We start from the raw sequence: 22,976 nt of genomic DNA on the forward strand, positions 1-22,976 counted from the left end.
ATTATAGCCGATCGGCGCGCCGCCCCAAAGCAGTTAAGACATTGATTTAATTGATATTATCCAAGCCATTTACGGGCGTTGCGGAAAATCCGCAGCCACGGGCCGTCCTCGCCCCAGGCGCGCGGGCGCCAGGAATGCTGGACGGCGCGGAAAACGCGCTCCGGGTGCGGCATCATCGCGGTGAAGCGGCCGTCGCGCGTGGTGAAGCCGGTCAGCCCGCCGGGCGAGCCGTTCGGGTTCGCCGGGTAGCGCGCCGCCGCCTCGCCGCGGTTCTCGACATAGCGCAGCGCAGCCGCCCCCGCCTTGCGCACGGCCGCCTCGGTCTGCCCCTCCCGGAACTCCACCCGGCCCTCGCCATGGGCGACGGCGATGGGCATGCGCGAGCCCGCCATGCCGGCGAAGAACAGCGAGGGCGAGGGCAGCACCTCGACCAGCGCGAGGCGGGCCTCGAACTGCTCCGAGGCATTGCGGACGAAGCGCGGCCACAGCTCCGTGCCCGGGATCAGCTCGTGGAGCTGGGAGAACATCTGGCAGCCGTTGCAGACGCCGAGGCCGAAGGAATCCGGGCGGGCAAAGAAGGCCGCGAACTCGTCGCGCGCGCGCGGGTTGAACAGGATCGCCTTGGCCCAGCCGCCGCCCGCGCCGAGCACGTCGCCGTAGGAAAACCCGCCGCAGGCGGCGAGCCCCTGGAAGCCGGCGAGCGAGGTCCGGCCCGCGAGGATGTCGCTCATGTGGACGTCGAAGCCGTCGAAGCCCGCGCGATCGAAGGCGGCGGCCATCTCGACCTGCCCGTTCACCCCCTGCTCGCGCAGGATGGCGACGCGCGGCCGCGCCCCGCTGCGGACATACGGGGCGGCGATGTCCTCCGCCGGGTCAAACGTCAGCGCGGCGTTGAGGCCCGGGTCGGTGTGGTCGAGCAGGCGGTCGTATTCCTCCTGCGCGGCGGCCGGATTGTCGCGCAGGGACTGCATGCGCCAGGTGGTCTCCGACCAGGCACGCTGCAGGTTGACCCGGCTGTCCGCCAGCACCTCGCGGTGCGCGCGCGTGAACACGATGCGGTCCTCGTCGTTGACGCTGCCGATGACGTGGCTGTAGTGGCCGAGCCCCGCGCCATGCAGCCACTCCAGCACCGCGTCGGTATCGGCGTGGCGCACCTGGACCACGGCGCCGAGCTCCTCGCTGAACAGCGCGCCCAGCGGATCGTCGCCGAGCGCGTCGAGCATCACGCTGACGCCGGCATGGGCGGCGAAGGCCATCTCGCACAGGGTCACGAACAGCCCGCCGTCGGAACGGTCGTGGTAGGCCAGCAGCAGGCCCTCGCGGCTGAGGTCCTGGATCGCGCCGAAGAAGGCCTTCAGCGCCTGCGGGTCGTCGAGGTCCGGTCCGTGGTGTCCGACCTGGCGGTAGACCTGCGCCAGCGCCGAGGCGCCGAGGCGGTTCTGCCCCTTGCCGAGGTCGATCAGGATCAGGTCAGTGTCGCCCTGGTCGAGCGCGAGCTGCGGCGTCAGCACGCGGCGCGCGTCGTCCACCGGCGCGAAGGCGCTGACGATGAGCGACAGAGGCGCGGTCATCTCGCGCGCCTCGCCCTGCTCGCTCCAGCGCGTCTTCATCGACAGCGAGTCCTTGCCGACCGGGATCGCGATGCCGAGTGCGGGGCACAGCTCGAGCGCCACCGCCTTCACCGTGTCGAACAGGGCGGCGTCCTCGCCCGGATGCCCGGCCGCGGCCATCCAGTTGGCGGACAGCTTGACGTCCCCGAGCGCGCGGATGGGCGCGGCGGCGATGTTGGTCAGCGCCTCGCCCACCGCCATGCGGCCGGAGGCCGCGGGATGGATCAGCGCGAGCGGTGCGCGTTCGCCGAGCGCCATCGCCTCGCCGGCATGGCCGTCGAAGTCGTTCAGCGTCACCGCCGCGTCGGCCACCGGCACCTGCCACGGTCCGACCATCTGGTCGCGCGCGACCATGCCGCCGACGGTGCGGTCGCCGATCGCGATCAGGAAGGTCTTGTCGGCCACCGCCGGCAACTGCAGCACGCGCAGCGCCGCCGCGTGCAGGTCGATGCCCCGCGTGTCGAGCTCCGGCTTGTGGAAGCTGGCATGGTGGACGTCGCGCAGCGTCTTCGGCGGCTTGCCGAACAGGAGCTGCATCGGCAGGTCGACCGGCAGGTTGTCGAAATAGCCGTCGCCGACGGTGAGCTGCGCGTCCGCGATCACCTCGCCCACCACCGCGCACGGACAGCGTTCGCGCTCGCACAGGGCCTGGAATTCGGCGCTGCGCTCAGAGGCCACCGCCAGCACGTAGCGCTCCTGCGCCTCGTTGCACCAGATCTGCATCGGCGACATGCCCGGGTCGTCGCAGGGCACGGCGCGCAGCTCGATGCGCGCCCCGCGCTCGGCGCCGTGCACGATCTCCGGCAGAGCGTTGGACAGGCCGCCGGCGCCGACGTCGTGGATCGAAAGGATGGGGTTGTCCGCGCCGAGCTGCCAGCAGCGGTCGATCACTTCCTGGCAGCGGCGCTGCATCTCGGCGTTGTCGCGCTGCACCGAGGCGAAGTCGAGGTCCGCGCTGCTCGCCCCGCTCGTCATGGACGAGGCCGCACCGCCGCCGAGGCCGATCAGCAGCGCAGGCCCGCCCAGCACCACCAGCTGCGCGGTCGGCACCAGGTCCTGCTTGCCGATGTGCGCCTCGCTGATGTTGCCGAGCCCGCCCGCCAGCATGATCGGCTTGTGGTAGCCGCGCAGCTGGTGGCCGCCGGGCCCGGGCGCGCGTTCCTCGTAGGTGCGGAAATAGCCGGCCAGGTTCGGCCGTCCGAATTCGTTGTTGAACGCGGCCGCGCCGATCGGCCCTTCCAGCATGATGTCGAGCGCGGAGGCGATGCGGTCCGGCTTGCCGTGGTCGCCCTCCCACGGACGCGCGGCGCCGGGCAGGCGCAGGTTCGACACGGAGAAGCCGCACAGGCCGGCCTTCGGCTTGGCGCCGCGGCCGGTCGCGCCCTCGTCGCGGATCTCGCCGCCGGCGCCGGTCGCAGCGCCCGGATAGGGCGAGATCGCGGTCGGATGGTTGTGCGTCTCGACCTTGATGTTGATGTGTGCCGTCTCCTCGACGCGGCGGTAGCGGCCGCTCGCCGGCTCCGGATAGAAGCGGCGCGCGGACGTGCCCGCGATCACCGCGGCGTTGTCGCTGTAGGCGCTGAGCAGCCCGTGCGGCGCCTTCTGCGCGGTGGTGCGGATCATGCCGAACAGGCTGCGCTCCTGCGCGCGCCCGTCGATGATCCAGTCGGCGTTGAAGATCTTGTGGCGGCAGTGCTCGGAATTGGCCTGCGCGAACATCATCAGCTCGACGTCGGTGGGATTGCGGCCGAGCGCGCCGAAGCTTTCCACCAGGTAGTCGATCTCGTCGCCGCTCAGCGCGAGCCCGAGGCGGCGGTCGGCCGCCTCCAGCGCGGCGCGCCCGCCCTGCAGGATGTCGACCGTTTCGAGCGGCCGCGGTTCGGCGTGCAGGAACAGATCCTCCGCCTCATCGGCCGAGGACACCACGGTCTGCGCCATGCGGTCGTGCAGCAGCGGGATGATGCGCGCGAGCTCGTGCCCGGTGAAGACGCCGCCGCCCTTGCGGCCGAGGTGATAGGCGATGCCGCGCTCGATGCGCGCGACGTTCTCCAGTCCGCAGATGTGTGCGATGTCGGTGGCCTTGCTCGACCACGGAGTCATCGTGCCGGCGCGCGGCACCACCAGCAGCATCTGCCCCGACGCATCACCCGGGCGGCTGACCGGCTCGGCATCGCGCGGACCGTAGTCGAGCAGGCGTTCCAGCACCGCGTGCGCGGCGGGCGCGAGCGGCTGCTCCAGATCGACGAAGTGGATGTACTCGGAACCGAGCGCGGACAGCGACGGCACCTGCCGTGCGATCTCGGCGCGCAGCTTGTCGAGGCGAAAACGCGAGTGCGCGGCGCGGCCGGGTAGACGTAGCATGTTGTTCAACTTCCCTTCTCGATGCGGGGACGGGCGCCTCCCGCGGGTGGCGCCGCCGGACTAGCCGAGGTCGATGCCCAGGCGGGCCGCAACCTCCTGGTAGGCCTCGATCACCCCGCCCAGGTCCTGGCGGAAGCGGTCCTTGTCCAGCTTCTTGCGCGTCTCGGCGTCCCACAGGCGGCAGCCGTCGGCGCTGAACTCGTCGCCCAGCATGACCTCGCCGTGGAAGCGGCCGAATTCCAGCTTGTAGTCCACCAGCAGGATGCCGGCGTCCAGGAACAGCCGCTTGAGCACGTCGTTGACCTCGAAGGTGAGCCGCTTCATGGTGGCGACCTCCTCGTCGCTGGCCCAGCCGAAGGCGCGGATGTGGTATTCGTTCACCATCGGGTCGTGCAGCTCGTCGTTCTTCAGGAAGAACTCGAAGGTGGGCGGATCGAGTTCCAGATTCTCGGGCACGCCGAGGCGGCGGCAGATGCTGCCGGCGGTGATGTTGCGCACCACGCATTCGACCGGGATCATCTCGAGTCGCTTGACCAGCGAATCGGTGTCGGACAGCAGGCTCTCGAAATGGGTGGGGATGCCGGCACGCTCGATCTGCGCCATGACGAAGGCATTGGTCTTGTTGTTGATCATGCCCTTGTGCGCGAGACGCTCGATCTTGCGGCCGTCGAAGGCCGAGGTGTCGTCGCGGAAGCGCAGGACGAGCCGGTCCGGGTCGGCCGTCGTATAGACCGATTTCGCCTTGCCCGAGTACAGTTCCTTCACGATTTGCATGTTCTACCTCATTGTCAGAACCGGCGCCGCCCGGCGGTGCCGGCACCGGGCGCGTCTTGCGTTACAGGATACGGCCGCGGCGACGGATCGTCCATAGCGCTCCCGCCGCACCGGAGCCGTTCAGGCACGGGAAATTCCCCGCGCGCCGCGACGGCGCGGCCGCCTCACTCCGTGACGAGAACCGGGTCTACGGCCCGCAGGTCCGGCGGAAATTCGATGTCGAGACCTTCCGCCCCGGGCGCGGCCGATCCCGCCCGGGGGATCTCCATGCTGGCGGAATATCCGGGGCTGTCCACCCCGGCCGGAAGGGACAGGGGGGGCTCCAGCCGGCTGTCGCGATAGCGCAGGTCCGGCTTGCTCATGCCGCATGAGGCCAGCGCGACGGCGAGGGCGAGCAGCGCGAGCCGTGCCGGAACGGACATGCCGCCGCTCACAGCGCACCCGCCTCGCGCAGGGCGCGACGCACGGTATCGTGATGCCGTGGCGAGAGCGGCGTCAGCGGCAGGCGGATGCCGGGCGGGATGAGGCCCATCTCGTGCAGCGCCCACTTGACCGGGATCGGATTGGATTCGACGAACAGGTCGCGGTGCAGCGCCATCAGGCGGGCGTTGACGGCCGCGGCCGCGGCGCGGTCGCCGCGCAGCGCGGCGGCGCACATCTCGTGCATGGCGCGGGGGGCCACGTTGGCGGTCACCGAGATGACACCGCGGCCGCCGCCCAGTATGAATTCCATCGCGGTCTCGTCGTCGCCGCTGAACAGGTCGAGCGCATCGCCGCAGAGTTCGCGCAGCCGCCGGAGCCTGCCGAGGTCGCCGGTCGCCTCCTTGAGCCCGACGATGTTCGGGATGTGGGCGAGGCGCGCGACCGTCTCGGGCAGCAGGTCGCAGGCGGTGCGGCCCGGCACGTTGTAGAGGATCTGCGGGATCGGCACGGCTTCGGCGACTGCCTTGTGGTGCAGGTAGAGGCCTTCCTGCGTGGGCTTGTTGTAATAGGGGGTGACGAGCAGGCAGGCGTCCGCGCCCCCTTCCATGGCGCTGCGCGTGAGCGCGATGGCCTCGCGCGTCGAGTTGGCGCCCGTGCCCCCGATCACCGGGATGCGCCCGCGCGCCATCTGGACCACGCGGCGCATGACCTCGCAGTGCTCGGGCTCGTCGAGCGTCGCGGACTCGCCCGTCGTGCCCACCGCCACGATGGCGCTGGTGCCGCTTTCGACGTGAAAATCGACCAGACGCTGCAGCGATGCGTAGTCGAGCTCGCCCTCCGCCGTCATCGGGGTCACCAGCGCCACTATACTGCCGTGAAACATCAGAGATCTCCGCGCATTGCCAGGGGGTCATATTACTTTTCCGGCCCCGGGATGACAATGCACCGGGCCCCGATCGCATACCGCGTGCGCGGGGACGTCTTGCGGCGCGGACAAATCGGGTAAGATACGGGCAGGGGAAATCCGCACCCGTCAGCATCCCGCGCAGGAGGAACCGTGAACGCCATCGCACTCAACAAACCCGTGCCCGACTTCGAACTGCCCGCCACCGGCGACAAGCAGGTCCGGCTGTCGGACCTCAAGGGCAACACCGTGGTGATCTATTTCTATCCCAAGGACAACACGCCGGGCTGCACGCTCGAGGGACAGGACTTCCGCGACCAGTACGCTAAGCTGAGGCGCCGCAACACCGTGGTGCTCGGGGTGTCGCGCGACAGCCTCAAGTCGCACGAGAAGTTCAAGAGCGAGCAGGCCTTCCCCTTCGACCTGCTGTCCGACGCGGAGGAGAAGCTGTGCGCGCTGTTCGGCGTCATGAAGATGAAGAACATGTACGGCAAGCAGGTGCGCGGCATCGAGCGCAGCACCTTCCTGATCGACGCCAAGGGCGTGCTGCGCCGCGAATGGCGCGGCGTCAAGGTCGAGGGGCACGTCGACGAGGTGCTGGAGGCGATCAAGGCGCTGGGCGAATGACAGGACTGGGTGCGGAGGACTGAGGACGGAGTAAAGGCCTCAAACTGTCCCGCGAGATCCGCCTGCCTTGCCCGCTTCTCTTTCACTGCGTTTCGGCATGTAGCCCGGATGAAGCGCAGCGGAATCCGGGCTACATGTCGCACGGAAAACAAGCGGTGCGGACCTGTCCGCAGTTTTGTGGGTGTTTCACTCCGTCCTCAGTCCTCCGCACTCAGTCCTGTTTACTCTCAATCCCACGCCACGGGGTCGCCCACGCGCAGGCCGAGCGCCGCGGCGGCGCTGCCGCGATTCACGGCGATCTCCACCAGGCCGTTGGCATTCGAGTACCAGAAGGCCTCCCCCGGCGCCACGTCGGAGTAGGTGCGGGCCGCGCCCAGCGTCCTGCCGCCAGCCTCGAGGCGGCGCTCCGGCTCAACGCCCCCGGCGCGGATGCCGGTCAGGGCGTTGCCGAAGTGATCCACATAGATGATGCGCGTGTAATCCTGCGCCCAGCCGCTGTCGACGCGCTGTGCCGCCTCGCAGGGGCCGCCCGGCGGCATCTCGCCGCGCGCGATGCGGGCCGCGACCGGCGCGAACAGGTCGCGGCCGTGAAAGGTCGCCGACAGGCGCTCCGGGCGCCAGGCGATGTCCCGCCACTCCAGCTCACGCGCGCGCATGGCCACCACATTGAACAGGCCGTTGTCCGGCCCGACGAACCAGCGCCCGTCCGCCCGCAGCGCCACCGCGGCACGCTTCCCGCCGACGCCGGGATCGACCACGCAGAGGAACACCGCCCCGGCGGGGAAATCGCCCGCGTACGCCGCGAGCAGGTAGGCGGCGGCGCGCGGATCGCAGGCAGGCGCGTCGGACAGCAGGTCGATCACGGTTTCCCCGGGCGCGATGCCGTGCAGCACCGCCTTCATCTGGCCGACGTAGGGACCGGCCGGGCCGAAATCCGTGAACAGGACGATCATGCCGACACTATAGGAAAATTCCGGTGCGATGCCAAAGGACCAGGCTTTCGGGGACAGATTTCAAATCCTGGAGTGAAATCTGCCCCCTTCCCGGTGCGGTTCCGCATCGCCGCCCGGATGGAGCGCAGCGGAACCCGGGAGAACGCAAGATAACTGAAGTGCGAGCGGCTGAAACGAAAAGACCGGGCCAGGCCCGGTCTCGTCAGTTCAGGATTCCGCGGCTGCCTCAGGCGGCCGACTTCTCCGCCGCCGCCACGGGGCGGTCGAGCAGCTCGACGTAGGCCATCGGGGCGTTGTCGCCGGGACGGAAGCCGCACTTCAGGATGCGCAGGTAGCCGCCGGGGCGGTCCTTGTAGCGCGGACCCAGCTCGTTGAACAGCTTGGTCACCATGTCGCGGTCGCGGATGCGGTCGAAGGCGAGGCGGCGGCGCGTCGCGCCGTCGGTCTTTGCCATCGTGATCAGCGGCTCGATCACCCGGCGCAGCTCCTTGGCCTTCGGCAGGGTGGTGCGGATGATCTCGTGCTGCATCAGCGAGGCCGCCATGTTGCGGTACATCGCCTTGCGATGGCTGCTGTTACGGCCCAGTTTTTTTCCACTCTTACGGTGACGCATGATTCCGCCCTTTCCTGTCTGTTCTATTCAACCCGCGCCGCAGGCGCGGGCGCGCCTCACGCCGAGGCGGCCGTCTCCGGCTTGTCTTCGCCCTGCTTCTCGCGCTGCTTCAGGTTCGCCGGCGGCCAGTTCTCCAGGCGCAGGCCCAGTGACAGGCCGTGCGAGGCCAGCACGTCCTTGATCTCGGTCAGCGATTTCTTGCCCAGGTTGGGCGTCTTCAGCAGCTCGACCTCGGTACGCTGGATGAGGTCGCCGATGTAATAGATGTTCTCCGCCTTGAGGCAGTTGGCCGAGCGCACCGTCAGCTCGAGGTCGTCCACCGGGCGCAGCAGGATCGGGTCGATGTCCTCGACCACCGGCATCGGCTCTTCCAGTTCCGGACCCTCGAGGTCGATGAACACGGTGAGCTGGTCCTGCAGGATCTTGGCGGCGCGGCGGATGGTCTCCTCCGGGTCCACGCTGCCGTCGGTTTCCAGGTCGATGATCAGCTTGTCGAGGTCGGTACGCTGCTCGACGCGCGCGGTGTCGACCACGTAGCTGATGCGGCGGATCGGGCTGAACGAGGCATCCAGCAGCAGACGTCCGATCGGCCGGCTGGTCTCGCTGTTCTCCTTGCGCAGCACCGCCGGCTGGTAGCCGCGGCCGCGCTCGACCTTCAGCGTCATGTTGAGCTCGCCGATGTCGGTCAGGTGGGCGATCACGTGGTCCGGGTTGACGATCACAACGTCGCCGACCAGATCGATGTCGCGCGCCAGCACCGGCCCGGAACCCTTCTTCTTCAGGGTCAGGGTGGCCTCGCTGCGGCCGGCCATGCGGATCGACACGCCCTTCAGGTTGAGCATGATGTCGATGACGTCTTCCTGCACGCCTTCGATGGAGCTGTACTCGTGCAGCACGCCGTCGATCTCGACCTCGGTCACGGCGCAGCCGGGTATCGAGGACAGCATGATCCGGCGCAGGGCGTTACCCAGGGTGTGGCCGAAACCGCGCTCGAGCGGCTCCAGGGTAATCTTCGCGTGGTGGTCGTTGATGACCTGAACATCCACCACTCGCGGTTTAAGAAACTCTGTCGCAGAGTTCTTCATGCGATGTCCTCTCCAATGTTGATGAGCATGAGCTGCTGTGACGACCGGCGCTTACTTCGAGTACAACTCGACGATGAGATGCTCGTTGATCTCTGCCGGCAGATCGCTCCGCTCGGGAGGACCCTTGAACACGGCTTCCATCTTGTCGGGATTGACATCCAGCCACTCACAGCCTCCCTGCTGCTGCGAAAACTGCATCGAGGCCTGTACGCGAAGCTGCTTCCTGGCCTCGTCCGTCAGGGCGATCACGTCGTTCGCCTTGACCTGGTAACTCGGGATATTGACCTTGTTGCCGTTGACGGTCACGGCGTTGTGGCGCACCAGCTGGCGCGCCTCGGAACGCGAGGCGCCGGCGCCCATGCGGTAGAGCACGTTGTCGAGGCGGCTCTCCAGAATCTGCAGCAGGGTCTCGCCGGTAGACGCCTTGACGCGCGAGGCGTTCTGGTAATAGCGGTGGAACTGGCGCTCGAGAATGCCGTAGATGCGGCGCACCTTCTGCTTCTCGCGCAGCTGCACGGCATAGTCGGTCACGCGCGCGCGGCGCTTGCCGTGCTGGCCGGGGGGGAAGCCGCGTTTCTCGATGGCGCACTTGGCGCCGAAACACTTCTCGCCCTTGAGGAACAGCTTCTCGCCCTGACGGCGGCACAGACGGCACTTTGCATCGGTATATTTAGCCACGGCGGTCTCGCTCAAACTCTACGTTTCTTGGGGGGACGGCACCCGTTGTGCGGGATTGGCGTCACGTCGGAGATATTGTTGATCTTGAAGCCGGCGTTGTGCAGCGCGCGCACGGCGGAGTCGCGGCCGGGGCCCGGACCCTTGACCTGGACCTCGAGGTTCTTCAGGCCGTATTCCTTCACCTTCTCGCCCGCGCGTTCGGCGGCCACCTGGGCAGCGAACGGTGTGCTCTTGCGCGAACCCTTGAAGCCGGAGGCGCCGGCGGACACCCAGGCGAGGGTGTTGCCCTGCATGTCGGTGATGGTCACGATGGTGTTGTTGAACGAGGCGTGAACGTGCGCGACACCGTCGACGACGTTCTTCTTGACCCGTTTCCGGGTCCGTGCGCTGCCTTTTACCATAATCGCTCGATCCTTAAATAAATTGGGTGTTACTTCTTCACGCCCTTGCGCGGCCCCTTGCGGGTGCGCGCATTGGTCTTGGTGCGCTGGCCGCGCACGGGCAAACCGCGGCGGTGGCGCAGGCCGCGGTAGGTCCCGAGATCCATCAGGCGCTTGATATTCATCGAAATCTCGCGGCGAAGATCGCCTTCGACCTTGACCTTGCCGATCTCGGCGCGCAGCGCTTCCACCTCGCCTTCGGTCAAGTCCTTGATTTTCCTGACAGGGTCGACATTCGACGCGATGCAGATCTGGCGCGCGCGCGTCCTCCCGATACCGTAGATCGAGCACAGCGCGATCGCCGCATGCTTGTTCACCGGGATATTGATGCCTGCAATACGAGCCATTCAGCCTCTCCACGCGCCAATCGGGCGCCGCTCCTGTGTGTCAACGAAAACGGGCAATTTTATGCCCAAACAAACGACAAATCAATGGCCAACCGGCCAGGGGCCGGGCAGCGCCTCAACCCTGGCGCTGCTTGTGGCGGGCTTCCTTGCAAATGATGCGCACCACACCGCGGCGGCGCACCACCTTGCAGTTCCGGCAGACCTTCTTCACGGATGCTTGTACTTTCATGGCATTACTCCAGTAACGAATTGATACTGCGGGCTAAACCCGCCTCAACGCAGCAGGCCGGATCCCGGCCGTCCGCCCTTCAGATTCGCCTTTTTCAGCAGGCTGTCATACTGATGCGACATCATATGCGCCTGGATCTGCGCCATCAGGTCCATGACCACGACCACGATGATCAGCAGCGACGTGCCGCCGAAATAGAACGGCACGTTCCAGTAGACGATCAAAAACTCCGGCAACAGGCACACCAGGGTGATGTAGATCGCGCCGATCAGGGTCAGGCGCGTCATCACGCCGTCGATGTAGCGCGCGGTCTGCTCGCCCGGCCGGATGCCCGGGATGAACGCGCCCGACTTCTTCAAATTCTCCGCCGTGTCGTTCGGGTTGAACTGCAGCGCGGTATAAAAGAAGGCGAAGAATATGATCGCCACCGCGAACAGCATCACGTACACGGGCTGGCCCGGCGAAAGGGCGCCCGCGATGTCCTTCAGCCACTCCATGCCCTCGCTGTTGCCGAACCAGCTCGCCGCCGTCGCCGGAAACAGGATGATCGACGAGGCGAAGATCGGGGGGATCACCCCCGCCATGTTCAGCTTCAGCGGCAGGTGGCTGACCTGCCCGGCGAACACCTTGCGCCCCTGCTGGCGCTTGGCGTAATTCACCGTGATGCGGCGCTGGCCGCGCTCGACGAACACCACCAACGCCGTCACGCCGATCGCCAGCACCACCAGGACGAGCACGGTGAACAGGTGCAGCTCGCCCGTGCGCGCCAGTTCCAGCGTCCCGCCCACGGCCTGCGGCAGGCCGACGACGATACCGGCGAAGATGATCATCGAAATGCCGTTGCCGATGCCGCGCTCGGTGACCTGCTCGCCGAGCCACATCAGGAACATGGTGCCCGACACCAGGGTCGCCGCAGCCGTCAGGCGGAACACCAGGCCCGGATCGATCACCACCGGCACCGGCCCGATGCGCTGGCCTTCCAGCGCAATGGTAATGCTGACGGCCTGGAACGCCGCGAGCGCGACCGTCAGGTAGCGCGTGTACTGGGTCAGCTTGCGCCGCCCCGACTCGCCCTCCTTCTTGATCTGCTCCAGCGTCGGCACCACCGCGCTCAGCAGCTGGATGATGATCGCCGCCGAGATGTAGGGCATCACGCCGAGGGCGAACACCGAGAACCTGCCGAGCGCGCCGCCCGAAAACATGTTGAACATGTCGAGGATCGTGCCGCGCTGCTGATCGAACAGCGCGGCAAGGGCGACCGGATCGATCCCGGGCACCGGGATGAACGCGCCGATGCGGAAGACCAGCAGGGCGCCGAGCAGGAACACCAGGCGCCGCCGCAGCTCGGTCAGGCCCGTCAATCCACCCAGACCGCCGGCCGGCGCTGATCGGTTCGCAGCCACTTATTCCTCGATTTTTCCGCCCGCGGCCTCGATCGCGGCGCGGGCACCCCGGGTGACCGCGATGCCGCGCAGGGTAACCGCCACGCCGATCTCGCCCGAGGCGATCACCTTGGCGCGCTCGATGCGGCCGTTGATGATGTTGGCCTCCTTCAGGGCGGCCAGATCAATGACATCCGCCTTCACCTTGGCGAGCTCGGACAGGCGCACCTCGGCCTTGCCGCGCGCGGAGCGCGAAACAAAGCCGACCTTGGGCAGACGGCGGTGCAGCGGCATCTGGCCGCCTTCGAAGCCCAGCTTGTGATAGCCGCCCGCGCGCGCGTACTGGCCCTTGTGGCCGCGCCCTGCGGTCTTGCCCAGCCCGGAGCCGATCCCGCGCCCGACGCGGCGGCGCACCTGCTTGGAGCCCTCCGCCGGCTTGAGTGTGTTCAAGCGCATCATCAGCGTACTTCCTCGTATTTGACCATGTAGGAGATCTTGTTGATCATCCCGCGAGTGCACGGCGAATCCTCCACCACGACGGAGTGGCGAATGCGGCGCAGGCCGAGCCCATGCGCGCAGGCCTTGTGCGCCGCCAGCCTGCCGTGCAGGCTGCGGACCAGCGTCACCTTCAGGTTCTTCTTGCCTGCGGCCATCACGTGATCTCCTCGACCTTCTTGCCGCGTTTGCGCGCGACCTCTTCCGGGTTCGTCATATCCTGCAACCCCTTGATCGTGGCGCGGACGACGTTCACCGAATTCGGCGAACCGATGCACTTCGCCAGCACGTCGCGCACACCGAGAACCTCGAACACCGCGCGCATGGCGCCGCCCGCGATGATGCCCGTGCCGACCGACGCCGGCTGCATGAACACCTTGGCGGCCCCGTGCCTGGAGGTGATCGGATACTGCAGCGTGCCGCCGTTGAGCCTGATCTGCTGCATGTTGCGCCGCGCGTTTTCCATCGCCTTCTGGATCGCCGCCGGTACCTCGCGCGCCTTGCCGCTGCCGAAACCGATCTTGCCGTTGCCGTCGCCGACCACGGTCAGGGCGGAGAAGCCGAACTGGCGTCCGCCCTTGACGGTCTTGGACACGCGCCGAACCGCGACCAGTTTTTCCTGCAGCTCGTCGCTGCTCTCGCCTGCCTCGAATCTCGCCATCGTATCGACCCTTGCTTAGAATTCCAGCCCGTGTTCGCGCGCGGCATCCGCCAGCGCCTTCACGCGACCGTGATATCTGTACCCAGACCTGTCGAAGGCAACCTTGGTCAGGCCGGCCGCCTTCGCCCGCTCCGCGACCATCCTGCCGACGACAGCCGCCGCGGAGGCGTTGCCCGGGTAACCCTGCAGGGCCGCCTTGACCTCGGCGTCCAGCGTAGAGGCGCTGGCAATTACACCGGAGGCGTCAGGGCTGATCACCTGCGCATAAATGTGCCGCGGCGTGCGGAAAACGCTCAGACGGTAGGTTTCCAGCTCCTTCATCTTGGCGCGTCCACGACGCGCGCGCCGCAAGCGTGACTGTTTCTTATCCACGTGTCCTGCCCACCTTATTTCTTCTTGGCCTCTTTGAGGATCACCTGCTCATCCGCGTAACGCACGCCCTTGCCCTTGTAAGGCTCCGGCGGACGATAGGCGCGGATCTCGGCGGCTACCTGCCCGACCTTCTGCTTGTCGATACCCTTGATCACGATCTCGGTCTGGCTCGGGGTCTCGATGACGATCCCCTCCGGCACCGGATAGCTGACCGGATGCGAGAAACCGAGGGTCAGGTTGAGGGCTTTGCCCTGCACCTGGGCGCGGTATCCCACCCCGACCAGCGTGAGCTTGCGCTCGAAACCCTTGCTGACACCGGTCACCATGTTCTTCAGCAGAGCGCGCACCGTGCCCGACATGGCGTGGTACAGGCCGCTGTCGTCAACCAGCTGCACCTTCAGCTCGCCGTCTTCCTGCACCAGCCGGATCGCGGGCGGAATGTCGCGCCGCAACTCGCCCTTGGCGCCCTTCACTGCAACCGCGCCCGGACTCATGGTGACGGAAACGCCGGTCGGCAGCGGAATCGGTTGTTTAGCTATTCTTGACATGGCTCATCACTCACGAAATCAGGCAGAGTACTTCGCCGCCCTGGCCCCTGGCGCGGGCGGCGCGATCTGTCATAACCCCGGCCGAGGTGCTGACGATGGCGATACCGAGTCCGCCCATGACCTTGGGCAGATCGTCGCGCGCCTCGTAGATGCGCAGGCCGGGACGGCTTACACGCTTCAGGCTCGAGATCACCGGTTTGCCCTCGAAATACTTGAGGGTGATCGTCATGGTGCTCTTGCTGCCTTCCTGCTTCACCGCGCAATCCGCGATGTAGCCCTCGTCCTTCAATACGCCGGCGATGGCCGCCTTCAGCTTCGAGGCGGGCATGGACACCGATGCAACCCCGTTCTGCTGCGCGTTGCGGATGCGGGTCAGCATGTCTGCTATGGGATCGGTCATGCTCATACGATTTTCCTGAATCCTTTGCCCTGTCTCAGTAGTTGGATCACCAGCTCGCCTTCACCAGGCCGGGGACATCCCCGCGCATGGCGGCCTCGCGCAGCTTGTTGCGGCCCAGGCCGAACTTGCGGTAGAAGCCGTGCGGGCGCCCCGTCAGGCGGCAGCGGTTGCGCAGCCGTGTGGGGCTGGCGTCGCGCGGCAGCATCTGGAACCTGCGGCGCAGCTCGGCCTTCTCCTCGAAGCCCAGCTTGGGATCGCGCAGCTGGTTCTTCAGCTCGGTACGCTTGCCGGCGTACTTGCGGATCACGCGCTGACGGCGGATTTCCCGGTTGACCATGGAAGTCTTTGCCATAATGCCTGGTCCTCAGTTTCTGAACGGAAAGCTGAACGACTCGAGAAGCGCGCGCGCCTCGGCGTCGGTCTTCGCGCTGGTCGTCAGGGTGATGTCCATCCCGCGGATCACGTCGATCTTGTCGTACTCGATCTCAGGGAAGATGATCTGCTCGCGCACACCCATGCTGAAGTTGCCGCGTCCGTCGAAGGAGCGCCCGTTCACCCCGCGGAAGTCGCGGATGCGCGGGATCGAGATGCTGATCAGGCGATCCAGGAATTCGTACATGCGATTGCTGCGCAGCGTCACCTTGCAGCCAACCGGCCAGCCTTCGCGGACCTTGAAGCCGGCGATGGACTTGCGCGCCTCGGTGACCACCGGCTTCTGGCCGCTGATCTTCTCCAGGTCCGCCACCGCATTCTCGATCACCTTCTTGTCGGCGACCGCCTCGCCCACGCCCATGTTGATCGTGATCTTGACGAGGTGTGGCACCTCCATCACGCTCTTGTAGGCGAAGCGCTGCATCATCTGCGGCACCACCTTTTCCCGATAGAATTCCTTCAATCTTGCCATAACGGTCAACCTGCCCGGTTCAACTGTCCAGTACTTCGTTGTTTGATTTGAAGAAGCGCACCTTGCGCCCGTCTTCCAGCGTGCGGTAACCCGCGCGATCCGGCTTCTTAGTCACCGGATTGAACAGCATCACGTTGGAAATGTGGATCGGCGCCTCTTTCTCCACGATGCCGCCCGCCACGCCGCGTGTCGGATTCGGCTTGGTGTGGCGCTTGATCATGTTGATGTTCTCGACGATGACGCGGTCGTCGGTCAGCACGCGCACCACGGTGCCGCGCTTGCCCTTGTCCTTGCCCGCGATCACCATCACGTCGTCGTTCTTTTTGATCTTGCTCATCTCAGCCTCGCTCTCCCGCCCGCGTCTCAGAGCACTTCCGGCGCGAGCGAAATGATCTTCATGAACTGCTCCGTGCGCAGTTCGCGTGTGACCGGCCCGAAAATGCGGGTGCCGATCGGCTGCTTCTGGTTGTTGAGCAGCACTGCCGCGTTGCTGTCGAAGCGGATCAGGGAGCCATCCGGGCGGCGGATGCCCTTGCGGGTGCGCACCACGACGGCATCGTATACTTCGCCCTTCTTCACCTTCCCGCGCGGAATGGCGTCCTTGATGCTGACCTTGATGATGTCGCCGATGCCGGCGTAGCGGCGGTGTGAGCCGCCCAGCACCTTGATGCACATCAGTTCGCGTGCGCCGCTGTTGTCCGCCACGTCCAACCTTGTCTGCATCTGAATCATTGTTCCGTCTCCTTCAAGTGGCCGCAGCCGTCACTTAGCCCGTTCGACGACCTTGACCAGGCGCCACGACTTGGTCCTGGACAGGGGCCGCGACTGTTCGATGACCACGGTGTCACCTTCCCTGCATTCGTTGTTCTCGTCGTGCGCGTGCAGTTTGGACGAGCTGCGCACGTATTTCCGGTAGACCGGGTGCGGCAGCCGGCGCTCGATCAGCACGGTTATGGTCTTGTCCATCTTGTTGCTGATAACGCGCCCGGTCACGCCGCGCGACGCCTTTGTCTGTTCATTCATGAGGTTTTGCCTTTCGCCTTGTCATTCAGCACCGTGTAGAGGCGCGCAATGTCGCGTCGCACGGCGCGGATGCGGTGGGACTGGCCAAGCTGGCCGGTGCCCTTCTGCATGCGCAGGTTGAACTGTTCGCGCAGCAGCCCGAGCAGATCCTGCTTCAGCTCGCCGACGTTCTTGCCTCTCAGCTCTTTCGCCTTCATCACATCACCGTCCTCGTAACGAACGCCGTCTTGACGGGCAGCTTCGCGGCAGCCAGCTTGAACGCCTCGCGCGCGATTTCTTCGGTCACGCCTTCCATTTCATACAGCATCTTGCCGGGCTGCGTGATGGCCACCCAGAATTCGACGTTGCCCTTGCCGCTTCCCATGCGCACCTCGAGCGGTTTCTTGGTCACCGGGGTGTCGGGGAACACGCGGATCCACACCTTGCCACCGCGCTTTACGAAGCGCGTCATGGCGCGACGGGCGGCCTCGATCTGGCGCGACGTGATGCGGCCGCCCACGATCGCCTGCAGGCCGTACTCGCCGAAACTGACCTTGTTGCCGCTGGTCGCAACCCCGCGGTTGCGCCCCTTCATCTGCTTGCGGAATTTGGTTCTCTTTGGCTGCAGCATGTTGCGTCCCTATACTGAGATAATTAGGCGGATTCAACCTTGTCGGCGGCGCTGTCTTTCTCGTGCGCATCGCGGTCGAACACCTCGCCCTTGAATACCCATACCTTCACACCGATCGCGCCCGACGCGGTACGCGCCTCGGTGAAACCGTAGTCGATGTCGGCGCGCAGGGTGTGCAGCGGCACGCGGCCCTCACGGTACCACTCCCTGCGCGCGATCTCGGCGCCATTCAGGCGTCCCGCGACGTTGACGCGGATGCCGAGCGCTCCCAGGCGCATGGTGTTGGTGACCGCGCGCTTCATGGCACGGCGGTACATGATGCGGCGCTCGATCTGCTGCGCGATGCTCTCCGCCACCAGCTGGGCGTCGAGCTCGGGCTTGCGGATCTCCTCGATGTTGATGTGCACGGGCACTTTCATCATCGCGGCGACTTCCTTGCGCAGGTGCTCGATGTCCTCGCCCTTCTTGCCGATCACCATGCCAGGACGCGCGGTCTGGATGGTGATGTGCGCGGTGCGCGCCGGCCGCTCGATCTGGATGCGGCTGACGGACGCGGCCGACAGTTTCTGCTTGAGATACTCGCGCACGCGCAGGTCGGTAAGCAGGTAGTCGGCGTAGTTCTTCGAATCGGCGTACCACTTTGACGTCCAGTCCTTGACGATGCCAAGACGAATGCCTGTCGGATGTACTTTCTGGCCCATGATGTTCCGCTCTCTATGCTCTACTTGTCGCTCACCGCCACGGTGATGTGGCTGGTACGCTTCAATATCTTGTTGGCGCGGCCGCGCGCACGCGGGCTCCAGCGCTTCTGCTGCGGGCCCTCGTCCACGAAGATGCGCGATACTTTCAGCTCGTCGATGTCGGCCCCCTCGTTGTGCTCCGCGTTGGCGATGGCGGAGAGCAGGAGCTTCCGCACCAGCACCGCCGCCTGCTTGGGGCTGAAGGTGAGCATGTTCAGCGCCCGGTCAACCGGCAGACCGCGGATCTGGTCCGCTATCAGCCGGCATTTCTGGGCGGAAATACCCGCGTATCTGCGCTTAGCGTAAATTTCCATCTTCGCCACCCGTGACTATTTGGTCTTCTTGTCCGCCACGTGCCCCTTGAAGGTGCGCGTCGCGGCGAATTCGCCCAGCTTGTGTCCGACCATGTTCTCCGTCACCAGCACCGGCACGTGCTGGCGCCCGTTGTGCACGGCGATGGTCAGCCCAACCATGTCGGGCAGGATCATGGAACGCCGCGACCAGGTCTTGATCGGACGCTTGCTGTTTTCCGCGACGGCCTGGTCCACCTTCTTGATCAGGTGCAGGTCGACGAACGGCCCTTTTTTGATTGAACGTGGCATTGACTAACCTCTGCAACTCGATTCCTGTCGGCCCGCTTACTTGGTCCTGCGGTCGCGCACGATCATGTTTCCGGTGCGCTTGTTCTTCCGCGTCTTGTATCCCTTGGTCGGCTGGCCCCACGGCGTCACGGGGTGCTTGCCGAAGTTGCGCCCCTCGCCACCGCCATGCGGATGGTCGACCGGGTTCATCGCCGTTCCGCGCACGGTCGGACGGATGCCGCGCCAGCGCTTCGCACCCGCCTTGCCGAGCGAGCGCAGGGAATGCTCCGCGTTGCTCACTTCGCCGATGACAGCGCGGCAGTCTACCAGAATGCGGCGCATCTCGCCTGATCGCAGTCGCAGGATGGCATAGGTGCCCTCCTTCGCAATGAGCTGTGTCGAAGCGCCGGCGCTGCGCGCAAGCTGCGCGCCCTTGCCGGGCTTCATCTCGACGCAGTGGATTTCCGAGCCGACCGGGATATTGCGGATCGGCAGGCAGTTCCCGCGGCGGATGGGCGCATCGCTTCCCGACTGCAGCTCGTCGCCGGCGGTCACGCCCTTGGGCGCGACAATGTAGCGCCGCTCGCCGTCGGAGTACAGCAGCAGGGCGATGTGCGCGCTGCGGTTCGGATCGTATTCGATCCGCTCGACACGGGCCGGGATGCCGTCCTTGTCGCGCTTGAAGTCGATGATGCGGTAATAGCGCTTGTGGGCGCCGCCGATGTGGCGCACCGTGATATGGCCGTTGTTGTTGCGGCCGCTGCCGCGGGTCATGCTCTCGATCAGCGCCGGGTGCGGATCACCCTTGTGCAGATGGGGATGAACCACCTTCACTACGAAGCGGCGTCCGGCCGATGTCGGTTTGGTTTTTACAAGTGCCATGATCGTCCTGTCCCAGTCCTGTTACTGCTGCCCGGAGAAATCGATGTCGAAACCGGGTTTCAGCGCCACGTAGGCCTTTCTGAAGTCGGAACGCTTGCCGTATGAGGCGCCGAAGCGCTTGCTCTTGCCAATGCAGTTGACCACCCGCACCTGGTCGACCTCGACCTTGAACAGATGCTCGACCGCCTGCTTGATCTCCGGCTTGGTCGCGTCCGGAGCGACGCGGAACACGAACTGCTTGTGTTTTTCAGCCACCACGGTCGCCTTCTCGGAGACGTGCGGCGACAGCAGGACCTTCATCAGGCGTTCCTGGTTCATGCGAGCTGCTCCTCAAACTTCTTCACCGCGGCCGCCGTCATCAGAACCTTGTCGAAACGGATCAGGCTGACCGGGTCAACCTCAGCGGTATTCATGACCTCGACCTTGTGCAGGTTGCGTGCGGACAGCATCAGCTTGTCGTCGGTGCTGTCGGTCACCACCAGCACGCTGTCCAGTCCGAGCGCCTTGAGCTTCACCACCAGTGACTGGGTCTTTGGCTCGTCGACACCGAAGCTGTCCACCACCACGAGCTGGTCCTGCCGCAGCAGCTCGGACAGGATGGAACGGACCGCCGCGCGGTACATCTTGCGGTTGACCTTCTGCGAATAATCGGCGGGCACTGCCGCGAAGGTCTTGCCGCCGCCGCGCCACAGCGGGCTGCGGATGCTGCCGGCGCGGGCGCGGCCGCCACCCTTCTGTTTCCACGGCTTGATGCCGCCGCCCCTGACCTGCGAGCGCGTCTTCTGCGCATGCGTACCGGCGCGGCCCGCCGCAAGATACGCGGTCACCACCTGGTGCACCAGCGCCTCGTTGAACTCGCAGCCGAACGTCGCATCGGCGACCTTGAGCGCGCCGCCCGCATTGCCCGTTGCATTTTTCAGTGTGATATCCATGTCGCGTATCCTCAGCGAGCCTTGACCGACGGGCGCACGATCACGTTCCCGCCGCTCGCGCCCGGGACCGCGCCCCGCACCAGCAGCAGGTTGCGTTCGGCATCCACGCGCACCACTTCCAGATTCTGAATGCTGCGCTGCGCGTCGCCCATATGCCCCGCCATGCGCTTGCCCTTGAACACGCGGCCCGGCGACTGGCGCTGGCCGATCGAGCCCGGGGCGCGATGCGACAGCGAGTTACCGTGGGTCGCATCGCCCATGGTGAAGTTGTGACGCTTGATGGTGCCGGCGAAGCCCTTGCCCTTGGTGACCCCGCTCACATCGACCTTCTGTCCGGCCTGGAAAATGTCCGCCTTGATCTCCCCGCCGACGGTGAATGCCTCGCCCTCACCCTCGGACAGGCGGAACTCCCACAGCCCGCGCCCGGCCTCGACGCCGGCCTTGGCGTAATGACCCGCCTGCGGCTTGAGGACGCGCGTGGCGCGGCGCGTGCCGGTGGTCACCTGCACGGCGCGATAGCCGTCGCTCTCGACCGTCTTGACCTGCGTGATGCGGTTGGGCGCGACCTCGATCACCGTCACCGGCACGGCATTGCCGTCCTCGGTGAAGATGCGCGTCATCCCATGTTTACGACCGACTACACCTATTGTCATGGCCCCGGTTCCTTCAACTCGTTCCTGCTCAGTGCAGCTTGATCTGCACGTCGACGCCCGCCGCCAGATCCAGCTTCATGAGGGCATCCACCGTCTTGTCCGTCGGATCGACGATGTCGAGCAGGCGCTTGTGCGTGCGGATCTCGTACTGGTCGCGCGCATCCTTGTTCGCATGCGGCGAGATCAGGATGGTGAAGCGTTCCTTGCGCGTCGGCAGCGGGATCGGTCCCTTGACGTGCGCGCCGGTGCGCTTGGCGGTCTCCACGATCTCGCGCGCAGAGCGGTCGATCAGCCGGTGATCGAACGCCTTCAGCCGTATCCGTATCCTTTGACTCGTTGCCATCGCGGTTTCCTGATTCTGTTACTTACTTAACTGGGGACAGACTTAAGTCTGTCCCCTCCTGCTCTTCGATCCAGCCGTTGCTGGGCCGGATATCCGGGGACGGACTGAAGTTCGCCCCGCCCCGCTGGGGTTTACTATCCAGCGGGGGACAGACTTCAGTCTGTCCCCCCTCTTAATTACTCGAGGACTTTGGCGACGACGCCGGCGCCGACGGTGCGGCCGCCCTCGCGGATCGCGAAGCGCAGCCCTTCTTCCATCGCGATCGGGTTGATCAGCGACACCGTCATCTTCACGTTGTCACCCGGCATCACCATCTCGATCCCCGCCGGCAGGTCGCACGCCCCCGTCACGTCCGTCGTCCGGAAGTAGAACTGCGGGCGGTAACCGTTGAAGAACGGCGTGTGGCGGCCGCCCTCTTCCTTGCCCAGAATGTACACCTCGCACTCGAACTTCGTGTGCGGCGTGATCGAACCCGGCTTGCACAGCACCTGGCCGCGCTCCACTTCCTCGCGCTTCGTGCCGCGCAGCAGCACGCCCACGTTGTCGCCCGCCTCGCCCTCGTCCAGCAGCTTGCGGAACATCTCCACGCCCGTGCACGTCGTCTTCGTCGTCGGCTTGATGCCCACGATCTCGATCTCGTCGCCCACCTTCACAATCCCGCGCTCGATGCGGCCCGTCACCACCGTCCCGCGCCCCGAAATCGAGAATACGTCCTCGATCGGCATCAGGAACGGCTTGTCCTTCGGGCGCTCCGGCACCGGGATGTACCGGTCCATCTCTTCCACCAGCTTCACCACCGATGGTATCCCGATCGGCGAGCTGTCACCTTCCAGCGCCTTCAGCGCCGAGCCCGTCACGATCGGCGTGTCGTCCCCGGGGAACTTGTACACCGTCAGCAGCTCGCGCACTTCCATCTCCACCAGCTCCAGCAGCTCGGCGTCGTCCACCATGTCCGCCTTGTTCAGGTACACCACGATGTACGGCACGCCCACCTGGCGCGCCAGCAGGATGTGCTCCCGCGTCTGCGGCATCGGGCCGTCCGCCGCCGAGACCACCAGGATCGCGCCGTCCATCTGCGCCGCGCCCGTGATCATGTTCTTCACGTAGTCCGCGTGTCCCGGGCAGTCCACGTGCGCGTAGTGCCGTGCCGACGACTCGTATTCCACGTGTGACGTCGAGATCGTGATCCCGCGCGCCTTCTCTTCCGGGGCCTTGTCGATCTGGTCGTAGTTCAGCACCTCGCCGCCGAATTTCTCCGCCAGAACCTTCGTCAGCGCCGCCGTCAACGTCGTCTTTCCATGGTCCACGTGGCCAATCGTGCCCACGTTCACATGCGGCTTCTTACGCTCAAATTTTCCTTTCGACATAGGAGTTCCCCTTGTTCTGTCTCAGCTGTGTTGATTACT

At 65.8% G+C, this 22,976-nt stretch carries 35 protein-coding genes; 1 reads left to right on the forward strand and 34 read right to left on the reverse strand.

Annotated features, from left to right (window positions below; all coding sequences use genetic code 11):
- Positions 1–56 precede the first annotated feature (56 nt).
- From purL to IPK65_05890, 4 genes are all read right to left on the reverse strand, one after another.
- Entirely contained in the window at positions 57–3,971 is a 3,915-nt protein-coding gene (gene purL / locus IPK65_05875; GenBank protein ID MBK8162676.1) for a phosphoribosylformylglycinamidine synthase, read from the reverse strand.
- 60 nt (positions 3,972–4,031) lie between these two features.
- Positions 4,032–4,745 (reverse strand): phosphoribosylaminoimidazolesuccinocarboxamide synthase, encoded by a 714-nt coding sequence (gene purC, locus IPK65_05880; GenBank protein MBK8162677.1) that lies wholly within the window; start codon positions 4,743–4,745, stop codon positions 4,032–4,034.
- 164 nt (positions 4,746–4,909) lie between these two features.
- Complete coding sequence (locus IPK65_05885) at positions 4,910–5,179, reverse strand: hypothetical protein (protein ID MBK8162678.1); 270 nt, start codon at positions 5,177–5,179, stop codon at positions 4,910–4,912.
- Positions 5,176–6,051, reverse strand: a complete 876-nt coding sequence (locus tag IPK65_05890; GenBank protein ID MBK8162679.1) for a 4-hydroxy-tetrahydrodipicolinate synthase — start codon at positions 6,049–6,051, stop codon at positions 5,176–5,178. The genes IPK65_05885 and IPK65_05890 overlap by 4 nt, the downstream gene beginning before the upstream one ends.
- Before the next feature lie 174 nt (positions 6,052–6,225).
- On the opposite strand from IPK65_05890, the gene IPK65_05895 reads away from it, so the two are divergent.
- Positions 6,226–6,699, forward strand: a complete 474-nt coding sequence (locus tag IPK65_05895; protein ID MBK8162680.1) for a peroxiredoxin — start codon at positions 6,226–6,228, stop codon at positions 6,697–6,699.
- A 227-nt stretch (positions 6,700–6,926) separates the two neighbouring features.
- Here IPK65_05895 and IPK65_05900 read toward each other — a convergent pair whose 3' ends face one another.
- The 30 genes from IPK65_05900 to tuf form a co-directional block, all read right to left on the reverse strand.
- On the reverse strand, positions 6,927–7,652 hold the full coding sequence (locus IPK65_05900; protein MBK8162681.1) for an SAM-dependent chlorinase/fluorinase: 726 nt from the start codon (positions 7,650–7,652) through the stop codon (positions 6,927–6,929).
- A gap of 226 nt (positions 7,653–7,878) precedes the next feature.
- Positions 7,879–8,265 (reverse strand): 50S ribosomal protein L17, encoded by a 387-nt coding sequence (gene rplQ / locus IPK65_05905; protein ID MBK8162682.1) that lies wholly within the window; start codon positions 8,263–8,265, stop codon positions 7,879–7,881.
- 56 nt (positions 8,266–8,321) lie between these two features.
- Positions 8,322–9,350: a DNA-directed RNA polymerase subunit alpha gene (gene rpoA / locus IPK65_05910; GenBank protein MBK8162683.1), complete on the reverse strand. Its 1,029-nt coding sequence runs from the start codon at positions 9,348–9,350 to the stop codon at positions 8,322–8,324.
- Between the two features lie 51 nt (positions 9,351–9,401).
- Entirely contained in the window at positions 9,402–10,028 is a 627-nt protein-coding gene (gene rpsD, locus IPK65_05915; protein ID MBK8162684.1) for a 30S ribosomal protein S4, read from the reverse strand.
- Positions 10,029–10,039: 11 nt separating this feature from the next.
- Positions 10,040–10,429: a 30S ribosomal protein S11 gene (rpsK, locus tag IPK65_05920; GenBank protein ID MBK8162685.1), complete on the reverse strand. Its 390-nt coding sequence runs from the start codon at positions 10,427–10,429 to the stop codon at positions 10,040–10,042.
- A gap of 29 nt (positions 10,430–10,458) precedes the next feature.
- The gene (gene rpsM, locus IPK65_05925) at positions 10,459–10,815 is read right to left on the reverse strand and encodes a 30S ribosomal protein S13 (protein MBK8162686.1); all 357 of its coding nucleotides are present in this window, start codon (positions 10,813–10,815) and stop codon (positions 10,459–10,461) included.
- Between the two features lie 115 nt (positions 10,816–10,930).
- Positions 10,931–11,044: a 50S ribosomal protein L36 gene (gene rpmJ / locus IPK65_05930; GenBank protein ID MBK8162687.1), complete on the reverse strand. Its 114-nt coding sequence runs from the start codon at positions 11,042–11,044 to the stop codon at positions 10,931–10,933.
- A gap of 44 nt (positions 11,045–11,088) precedes the next feature.
- Positions 11,089–12,447, reverse strand: a complete 1,359-nt coding sequence (secY, locus tag IPK65_05935) for a preprotein translocase subunit SecY (GenBank protein MBK8162688.1) — start codon at positions 12,445–12,447, stop codon at positions 11,089–11,091.
- Positions 12,448–12,882 carry a 50S ribosomal protein L15 gene (gene rplO, locus IPK65_05940; GenBank protein MBK8162689.1) on the reverse strand — a complete coding sequence of 145 codons (435 nt, stop codon included), beginning with the start codon at positions 12,880–12,882 and terminating at the stop codon, positions 12,448–12,450.
- 2 nt (positions 12,883–12,884) lie between these two features.
- Complete coding sequence (gene rpmD / locus IPK65_05945) at positions 12,885–13,079, reverse strand: 50S ribosomal protein L30 (protein MBK8162690.1); 195 nt, start codon at positions 13,077–13,079, stop codon at positions 12,885–12,887.
- Positions 13,079–13,582, reverse strand: coding sequence for a 30S ribosomal protein S5 (rpsE, locus tag IPK65_05950; protein ID MBK8162691.1), 504 nt, complete (start codon positions 13,580–13,582; stop codon positions 13,079–13,081). The genes rpmD and rpsE overlap by 1 nt, the downstream gene beginning before the upstream one ends.
- A gap of 15 nt (positions 13,583–13,597) precedes the next feature.
- Positions 13,598–13,954 (reverse strand): 50S ribosomal protein L18, encoded by a 357-nt coding sequence (gene rplR, locus IPK65_05955; GenBank protein ID MBK8162692.1) that lies wholly within the window; start codon positions 13,952–13,954, stop codon positions 13,598–13,600.
- 14 nt (positions 13,955–13,968) lie between these two features.
- Positions 13,969–14,502, reverse strand: a complete 534-nt coding sequence (gene rplF, locus IPK65_05960) for a 50S ribosomal protein L6 (GenBank protein ID MBK8162693.1) — start codon at positions 14,500–14,502, stop codon at positions 13,969–13,971.
- A gap of 10 nt (positions 14,503–14,512) precedes the next feature.
- Positions 14,513–14,908, reverse strand: a complete 396-nt coding sequence (rpsH, locus tag IPK65_05965) for a 30S ribosomal protein S8 (protein ID MBK8162694.1) — start codon at positions 14,906–14,908, stop codon at positions 14,513–14,515.
- A gap of 40 nt (positions 14,909–14,948) precedes the next feature.
- The gene (gene rpsN / locus IPK65_05970) at positions 14,949–15,254 is read right to left on the reverse strand and encodes a 30S ribosomal protein S14 (GenBank protein MBK8162695.1); all 306 of its coding nucleotides are present in this window, start codon (positions 15,252–15,254) and stop codon (positions 14,949–14,951) included.
- A gap of 12 nt (positions 15,255–15,266) precedes the next feature.
- The gene (rplE, locus tag IPK65_05975) at positions 15,267–15,806 is read right to left on the reverse strand and encodes a 50S ribosomal protein L5 (protein MBK8162696.1); all 540 of its coding nucleotides are present in this window, start codon (positions 15,804–15,806) and stop codon (positions 15,267–15,269) included.
- A 19-nt stretch (positions 15,807–15,825) separates the two neighbouring features.
- On the reverse strand, positions 15,826–16,143 hold the full coding sequence (rplX, locus tag IPK65_05980; protein MBK8162697.1) for a 50S ribosomal protein L24: 318 nt from the start codon (positions 16,141–16,143) through the stop codon (positions 15,826–15,828).
- Positions 16,144–16,169: 26 nt separating this feature from the next.
- Entirely contained in the window at positions 16,170–16,538 is a 369-nt protein-coding gene (rplN, locus tag IPK65_05985) for a 50S ribosomal protein L14 (GenBank protein MBK8162698.1), read from the reverse strand.
- Between the two features lie 30 nt (positions 16,539–16,568).
- Positions 16,569–16,829 carry a 30S ribosomal protein S17 gene (gene rpsQ, locus IPK65_05990; GenBank protein ID MBK8162699.1) on the reverse strand — a complete coding sequence of 87 codons (261 nt, stop codon included), beginning with the start codon at positions 16,827–16,829 and terminating at the stop codon, positions 16,569–16,571.
- Positions 16,826–17,026, reverse strand: coding sequence for a 50S ribosomal protein L29 (gene rpmC / locus IPK65_05995; GenBank protein ID MBK8162700.1), 201 nt, complete (start codon positions 17,024–17,026; stop codon positions 16,826–16,828). The genes rpsQ and rpmC overlap by 4 nt, the downstream gene beginning before the upstream one ends.
- Positions 17,026–17,439 carry a 50S ribosomal protein L16 gene (gene rplP, locus IPK65_06000; GenBank protein MBK8162701.1) on the reverse strand — a complete coding sequence of 138 codons (414 nt, stop codon included), beginning with the start codon at positions 17,437–17,439 and terminating at the stop codon, positions 17,026–17,028. Before rplP ends, rpmC begins: the two co-directional genes overlap by 1 nt.
- A gap of 23 nt (positions 17,440–17,462) precedes the next feature.
- Positions 17,463–18,140: a 30S ribosomal protein S3 gene (rpsC, locus tag IPK65_06005; protein MBK8162702.1), complete on the reverse strand. Its 678-nt coding sequence runs from the start codon at positions 18,138–18,140 to the stop codon at positions 17,463–17,465.
- Between the two features lie 20 nt (positions 18,141–18,160).
- On the reverse strand, positions 18,161–18,493 hold the full coding sequence (gene rplV, locus IPK65_06010) for a 50S ribosomal protein L22 (GenBank protein MBK8162703.1): 333 nt from the start codon (positions 18,491–18,493) through the stop codon (positions 18,161–18,163).
- A 15-nt stretch (positions 18,494–18,508) separates the two neighbouring features.
- A complete protein-coding gene (rpsS, locus tag IPK65_06015; GenBank protein ID MBK8162704.1) occupies positions 18,509–18,781 on the reverse strand; it encodes a 30S ribosomal protein S19 in 273 nt (90 codons plus the stop codon).
- A gap of 36 nt (positions 18,782–18,817) precedes the next feature.
- Complete coding sequence (rplB, locus tag IPK65_06020; protein ID MBK8162705.1) at positions 18,818–19,642, reverse strand: 50S ribosomal protein L2; 825 nt, start codon at positions 19,640–19,642, stop codon at positions 18,818–18,820.
- Positions 19,643–19,663: 21 nt separating this feature from the next.
- Positions 19,664–19,960 carry a 50S ribosomal protein L23 gene (gene rplW / locus IPK65_06025; protein ID MBK8162706.1) on the reverse strand — a complete coding sequence of 99 codons (297 nt, stop codon included), beginning with the start codon at positions 19,958–19,960 and terminating at the stop codon, positions 19,664–19,666.
- Complete coding sequence (gene rplD / locus IPK65_06030; GenBank protein MBK8162707.1) at positions 19,957–20,574, reverse strand: 50S ribosomal protein L4; 618 nt, start codon at positions 20,572–20,574, stop codon at positions 19,957–19,959. The genes rplW and rplD overlap by 4 nt, the downstream gene beginning before the upstream one ends.
- A gap of 11 nt (positions 20,575–20,585) precedes the next feature.
- Positions 20,586–21,227: a 50S ribosomal protein L3 gene (gene rplC / locus IPK65_06035; GenBank protein ID MBK8162708.1), complete on the reverse strand. Its 642-nt coding sequence runs from the start codon at positions 21,225–21,227 to the stop codon at positions 20,586–20,588.
- A 28-nt stretch (positions 21,228–21,255) separates the two neighbouring features.
- Positions 21,256–21,570, reverse strand: coding sequence for a 30S ribosomal protein S10 (gene rpsJ, locus IPK65_06040; GenBank protein ID MBK8162709.1), 315 nt, complete (start codon positions 21,568–21,570; stop codon positions 21,256–21,258).
- Positions 21,571–21,746: 176 nt separating this feature from the next.
- Positions 21,747–22,937 (reverse strand): elongation factor Tu, encoded by a 1,191-nt coding sequence (gene tuf, locus IPK65_06045; GenBank protein MBK8162710.1) that lies wholly within the window; start codon positions 22,935–22,937, stop codon positions 21,747–21,749.
- Positions 22,938–22,976: the final 39 nt, after the last annotated feature.

Source organism: Gammaproteobacteria bacterium, from assembly GCA_016712635.1.
GTDB lineage: Bacteria > Pseudomonadota > Gammaproteobacteria > SZUA-140 > SZUA-140 > JADJWH01.

Excerpts from the sequence above, each read along its gene's own strand:
- rplB (MBK8162705.1), bottom strand. The coding sequence starts at position 19,642 with ATGGCACTTGTAAAAACCAAACCGACATCGGCCGGACGCCGCTTCGTA.
- rplF (MBK8162693.1), bottom strand. The coding sequence starts at position 14,502 with ATGTCAAGAATAGCTAAACAACCGATTCCGCTGCCGACCGGCGTTTCC.
- rplE (MBK8162696.1), bottom strand. The coding sequence starts at position 15,806 with ATGGCAAGATTGAAGGAATTCTATCGGGAAAAGGTGGTGCCGCAGATG.
- rpsK (MBK8162685.1), bottom strand. The coding sequence starts at position 10,429 with ATGGTAAAAGGCAGCGCACGGACCCGGAAACGGGTCAAGAAGAACGTC.
- rplC (MBK8162708.1), bottom strand. The coding sequence starts at position 21,227 with ATGACAATAGGTGTAGTCGGTCGTAAACATGGGATGACGCGCATCTTC.
- rpmC (MBK8162700.1), bottom strand. The coding sequence starts at position 17,026 with ATGAAGGCGAAAGAGCTGAGAGGCAAGAACGTCGGCGAGCTGAAGCAG.
- rpmD (MBK8162690.1), bottom strand. The coding sequence starts at position 13,079 with ATGGCCGCAGGCAAGAAGAACCTGAAGGTGACGCTGGTCCGCAGCCTG.
- rplO (MBK8162689.1), bottom strand. The coding sequence starts at position 12,882 with ATGCGCTTGAACACACTCAAGCCGGCGGAGGGCTCCAAGCAGGTGCGC.
- rpoA (MBK8162683.1), bottom strand. The coding sequence starts at position 9,350 with ATGAAGAACTCTGCGACAGAGTTTCTTAAACCGCGAGTGGTGGATGTT.
- rpmJ (MBK8162687.1), bottom strand. The coding sequence starts at position 11,044 with ATGAAAGTACAAGCATCCGTGAAGAAGGTCTGCCGGAACTGCAAGGTG.
- rplQ (MBK8162682.1), bottom strand. The coding sequence starts at position 8,265 with ATGCGTCACCGTAAGAGTGGAAAAAAACTGGGCCGTAACAGCAGCCAT.
- rplV (MBK8162703.1), bottom strand. The coding sequence starts at position 18,493 with ATGGAAATTTACGCTAAGCGCAGATACGCGGGTATTTCCGCCCAGAAA.
- rplW (MBK8162706.1), bottom strand. The coding sequence starts at position 19,960 with ATGAACCAGGAACGCCTGATGAAGGTCCTGCTGTCGCCGCACGTCTCC.
- purL (MBK8162676.1), bottom strand. The coding sequence starts at position 3,971 with ATGCTACGTCTACCCGGCCGCGCCGCGCACTCGCGTTTTCGCCTCGAC.
- rpsQ (MBK8162699.1), bottom strand. The coding sequence starts at position 16,829 with ATGAATGAACAGACAAAGGCGTCGCGCGGCGTGACCGGGCGCGTTATC.
- rpsN (MBK8162695.1), bottom strand. The coding sequence starts at position 15,254 with ATGGCAAAGACTTCCATGGTCAACCGGGAAATCCGCCGTCAGCGCGTG.
- purC (MBK8162677.1), bottom strand. The coding sequence starts at position 4,745 with ATGCAAATCGTGAAGGAACTGTACTCGGGCAAGGCGAAATCGGTCTAT.
- IPK65_05900 (MBK8162681.1), bottom strand. The coding sequence starts at position 7,652 with ATGATCGTCCTGTTCACGGATTTCGGCCCGGCCGGTCCCTACGTCGGC.
- rplD (MBK8162707.1), bottom strand. The coding sequence starts at position 20,574 with ATGGATATCACACTGAAAAATGCAACGGGCAATGCGGGCGGCGCGCTC.
- rplP (MBK8162701.1), bottom strand. The coding sequence starts at position 17,439 with ATGCTGCAGCCAAAGAGAACCAAATTCCGCAAGCAGATGAAGGGGCGC.
- rpsM (MBK8162686.1), bottom strand. The coding sequence starts at position 10,815 with ATGGCTCGTATTGCAGGCATCAATATCCCGGTGAACAAGCATGCGGCG.
- rplX (MBK8162697.1), bottom strand. The coding sequence starts at position 16,143 with ATGAGCAAGATCAAAAAGAACGACGACGTGATGGTGATCGCGGGCAAG.
- rpsJ (MBK8162709.1), bottom strand. The coding sequence starts at position 21,570 with ATGGCAACGAGTCAAAGGATACGGATACGGCTGAAGGCGTTCGATCAC.
- rplN (MBK8162698.1), bottom strand. The coding sequence starts at position 16,538 with ATGATTCAGATGCAGACAAGGTTGGACGTGGCGGACAACAGCGGCGCA.
- tuf (MBK8162710.1), bottom strand. The coding sequence starts at position 22,937 with ATGTCGAAAGGAAAATTTGAGCGTAAGAAGCCGCATGTGAACGTGGGC.
- rpsS (MBK8162704.1), bottom strand. The coding sequence starts at position 18,781 with ATGCCACGTTCAATCAAAAAAGGGCCGTTCGTCGACCTGCACCTGATC.
- rpsC (MBK8162702.1), bottom strand. The coding sequence starts at position 18,140 with ATGGGCCAGAAAGTACATCCGACAGGCATTCGTCTTGGCATCGTCAAG.
- rpsE (MBK8162691.1), bottom strand. The coding sequence starts at position 13,582 with ATGGCGAGATTCGAGGCAGGCGAGAGCAGCGACGAGCTGCAGGAAAAA.
- IPK65_05890 (MBK8162679.1), bottom strand. The coding sequence starts at position 6,051 with ATGTTTCACGGCAGTATAGTGGCGCTGGTGACCCCGATGACGGCGGAG.
- rpsH (MBK8162694.1), bottom strand. The coding sequence starts at position 14,908 with ATGAGCATGACCGATCCCATAGCAGACATGCTGACCCGCATCCGCAAC.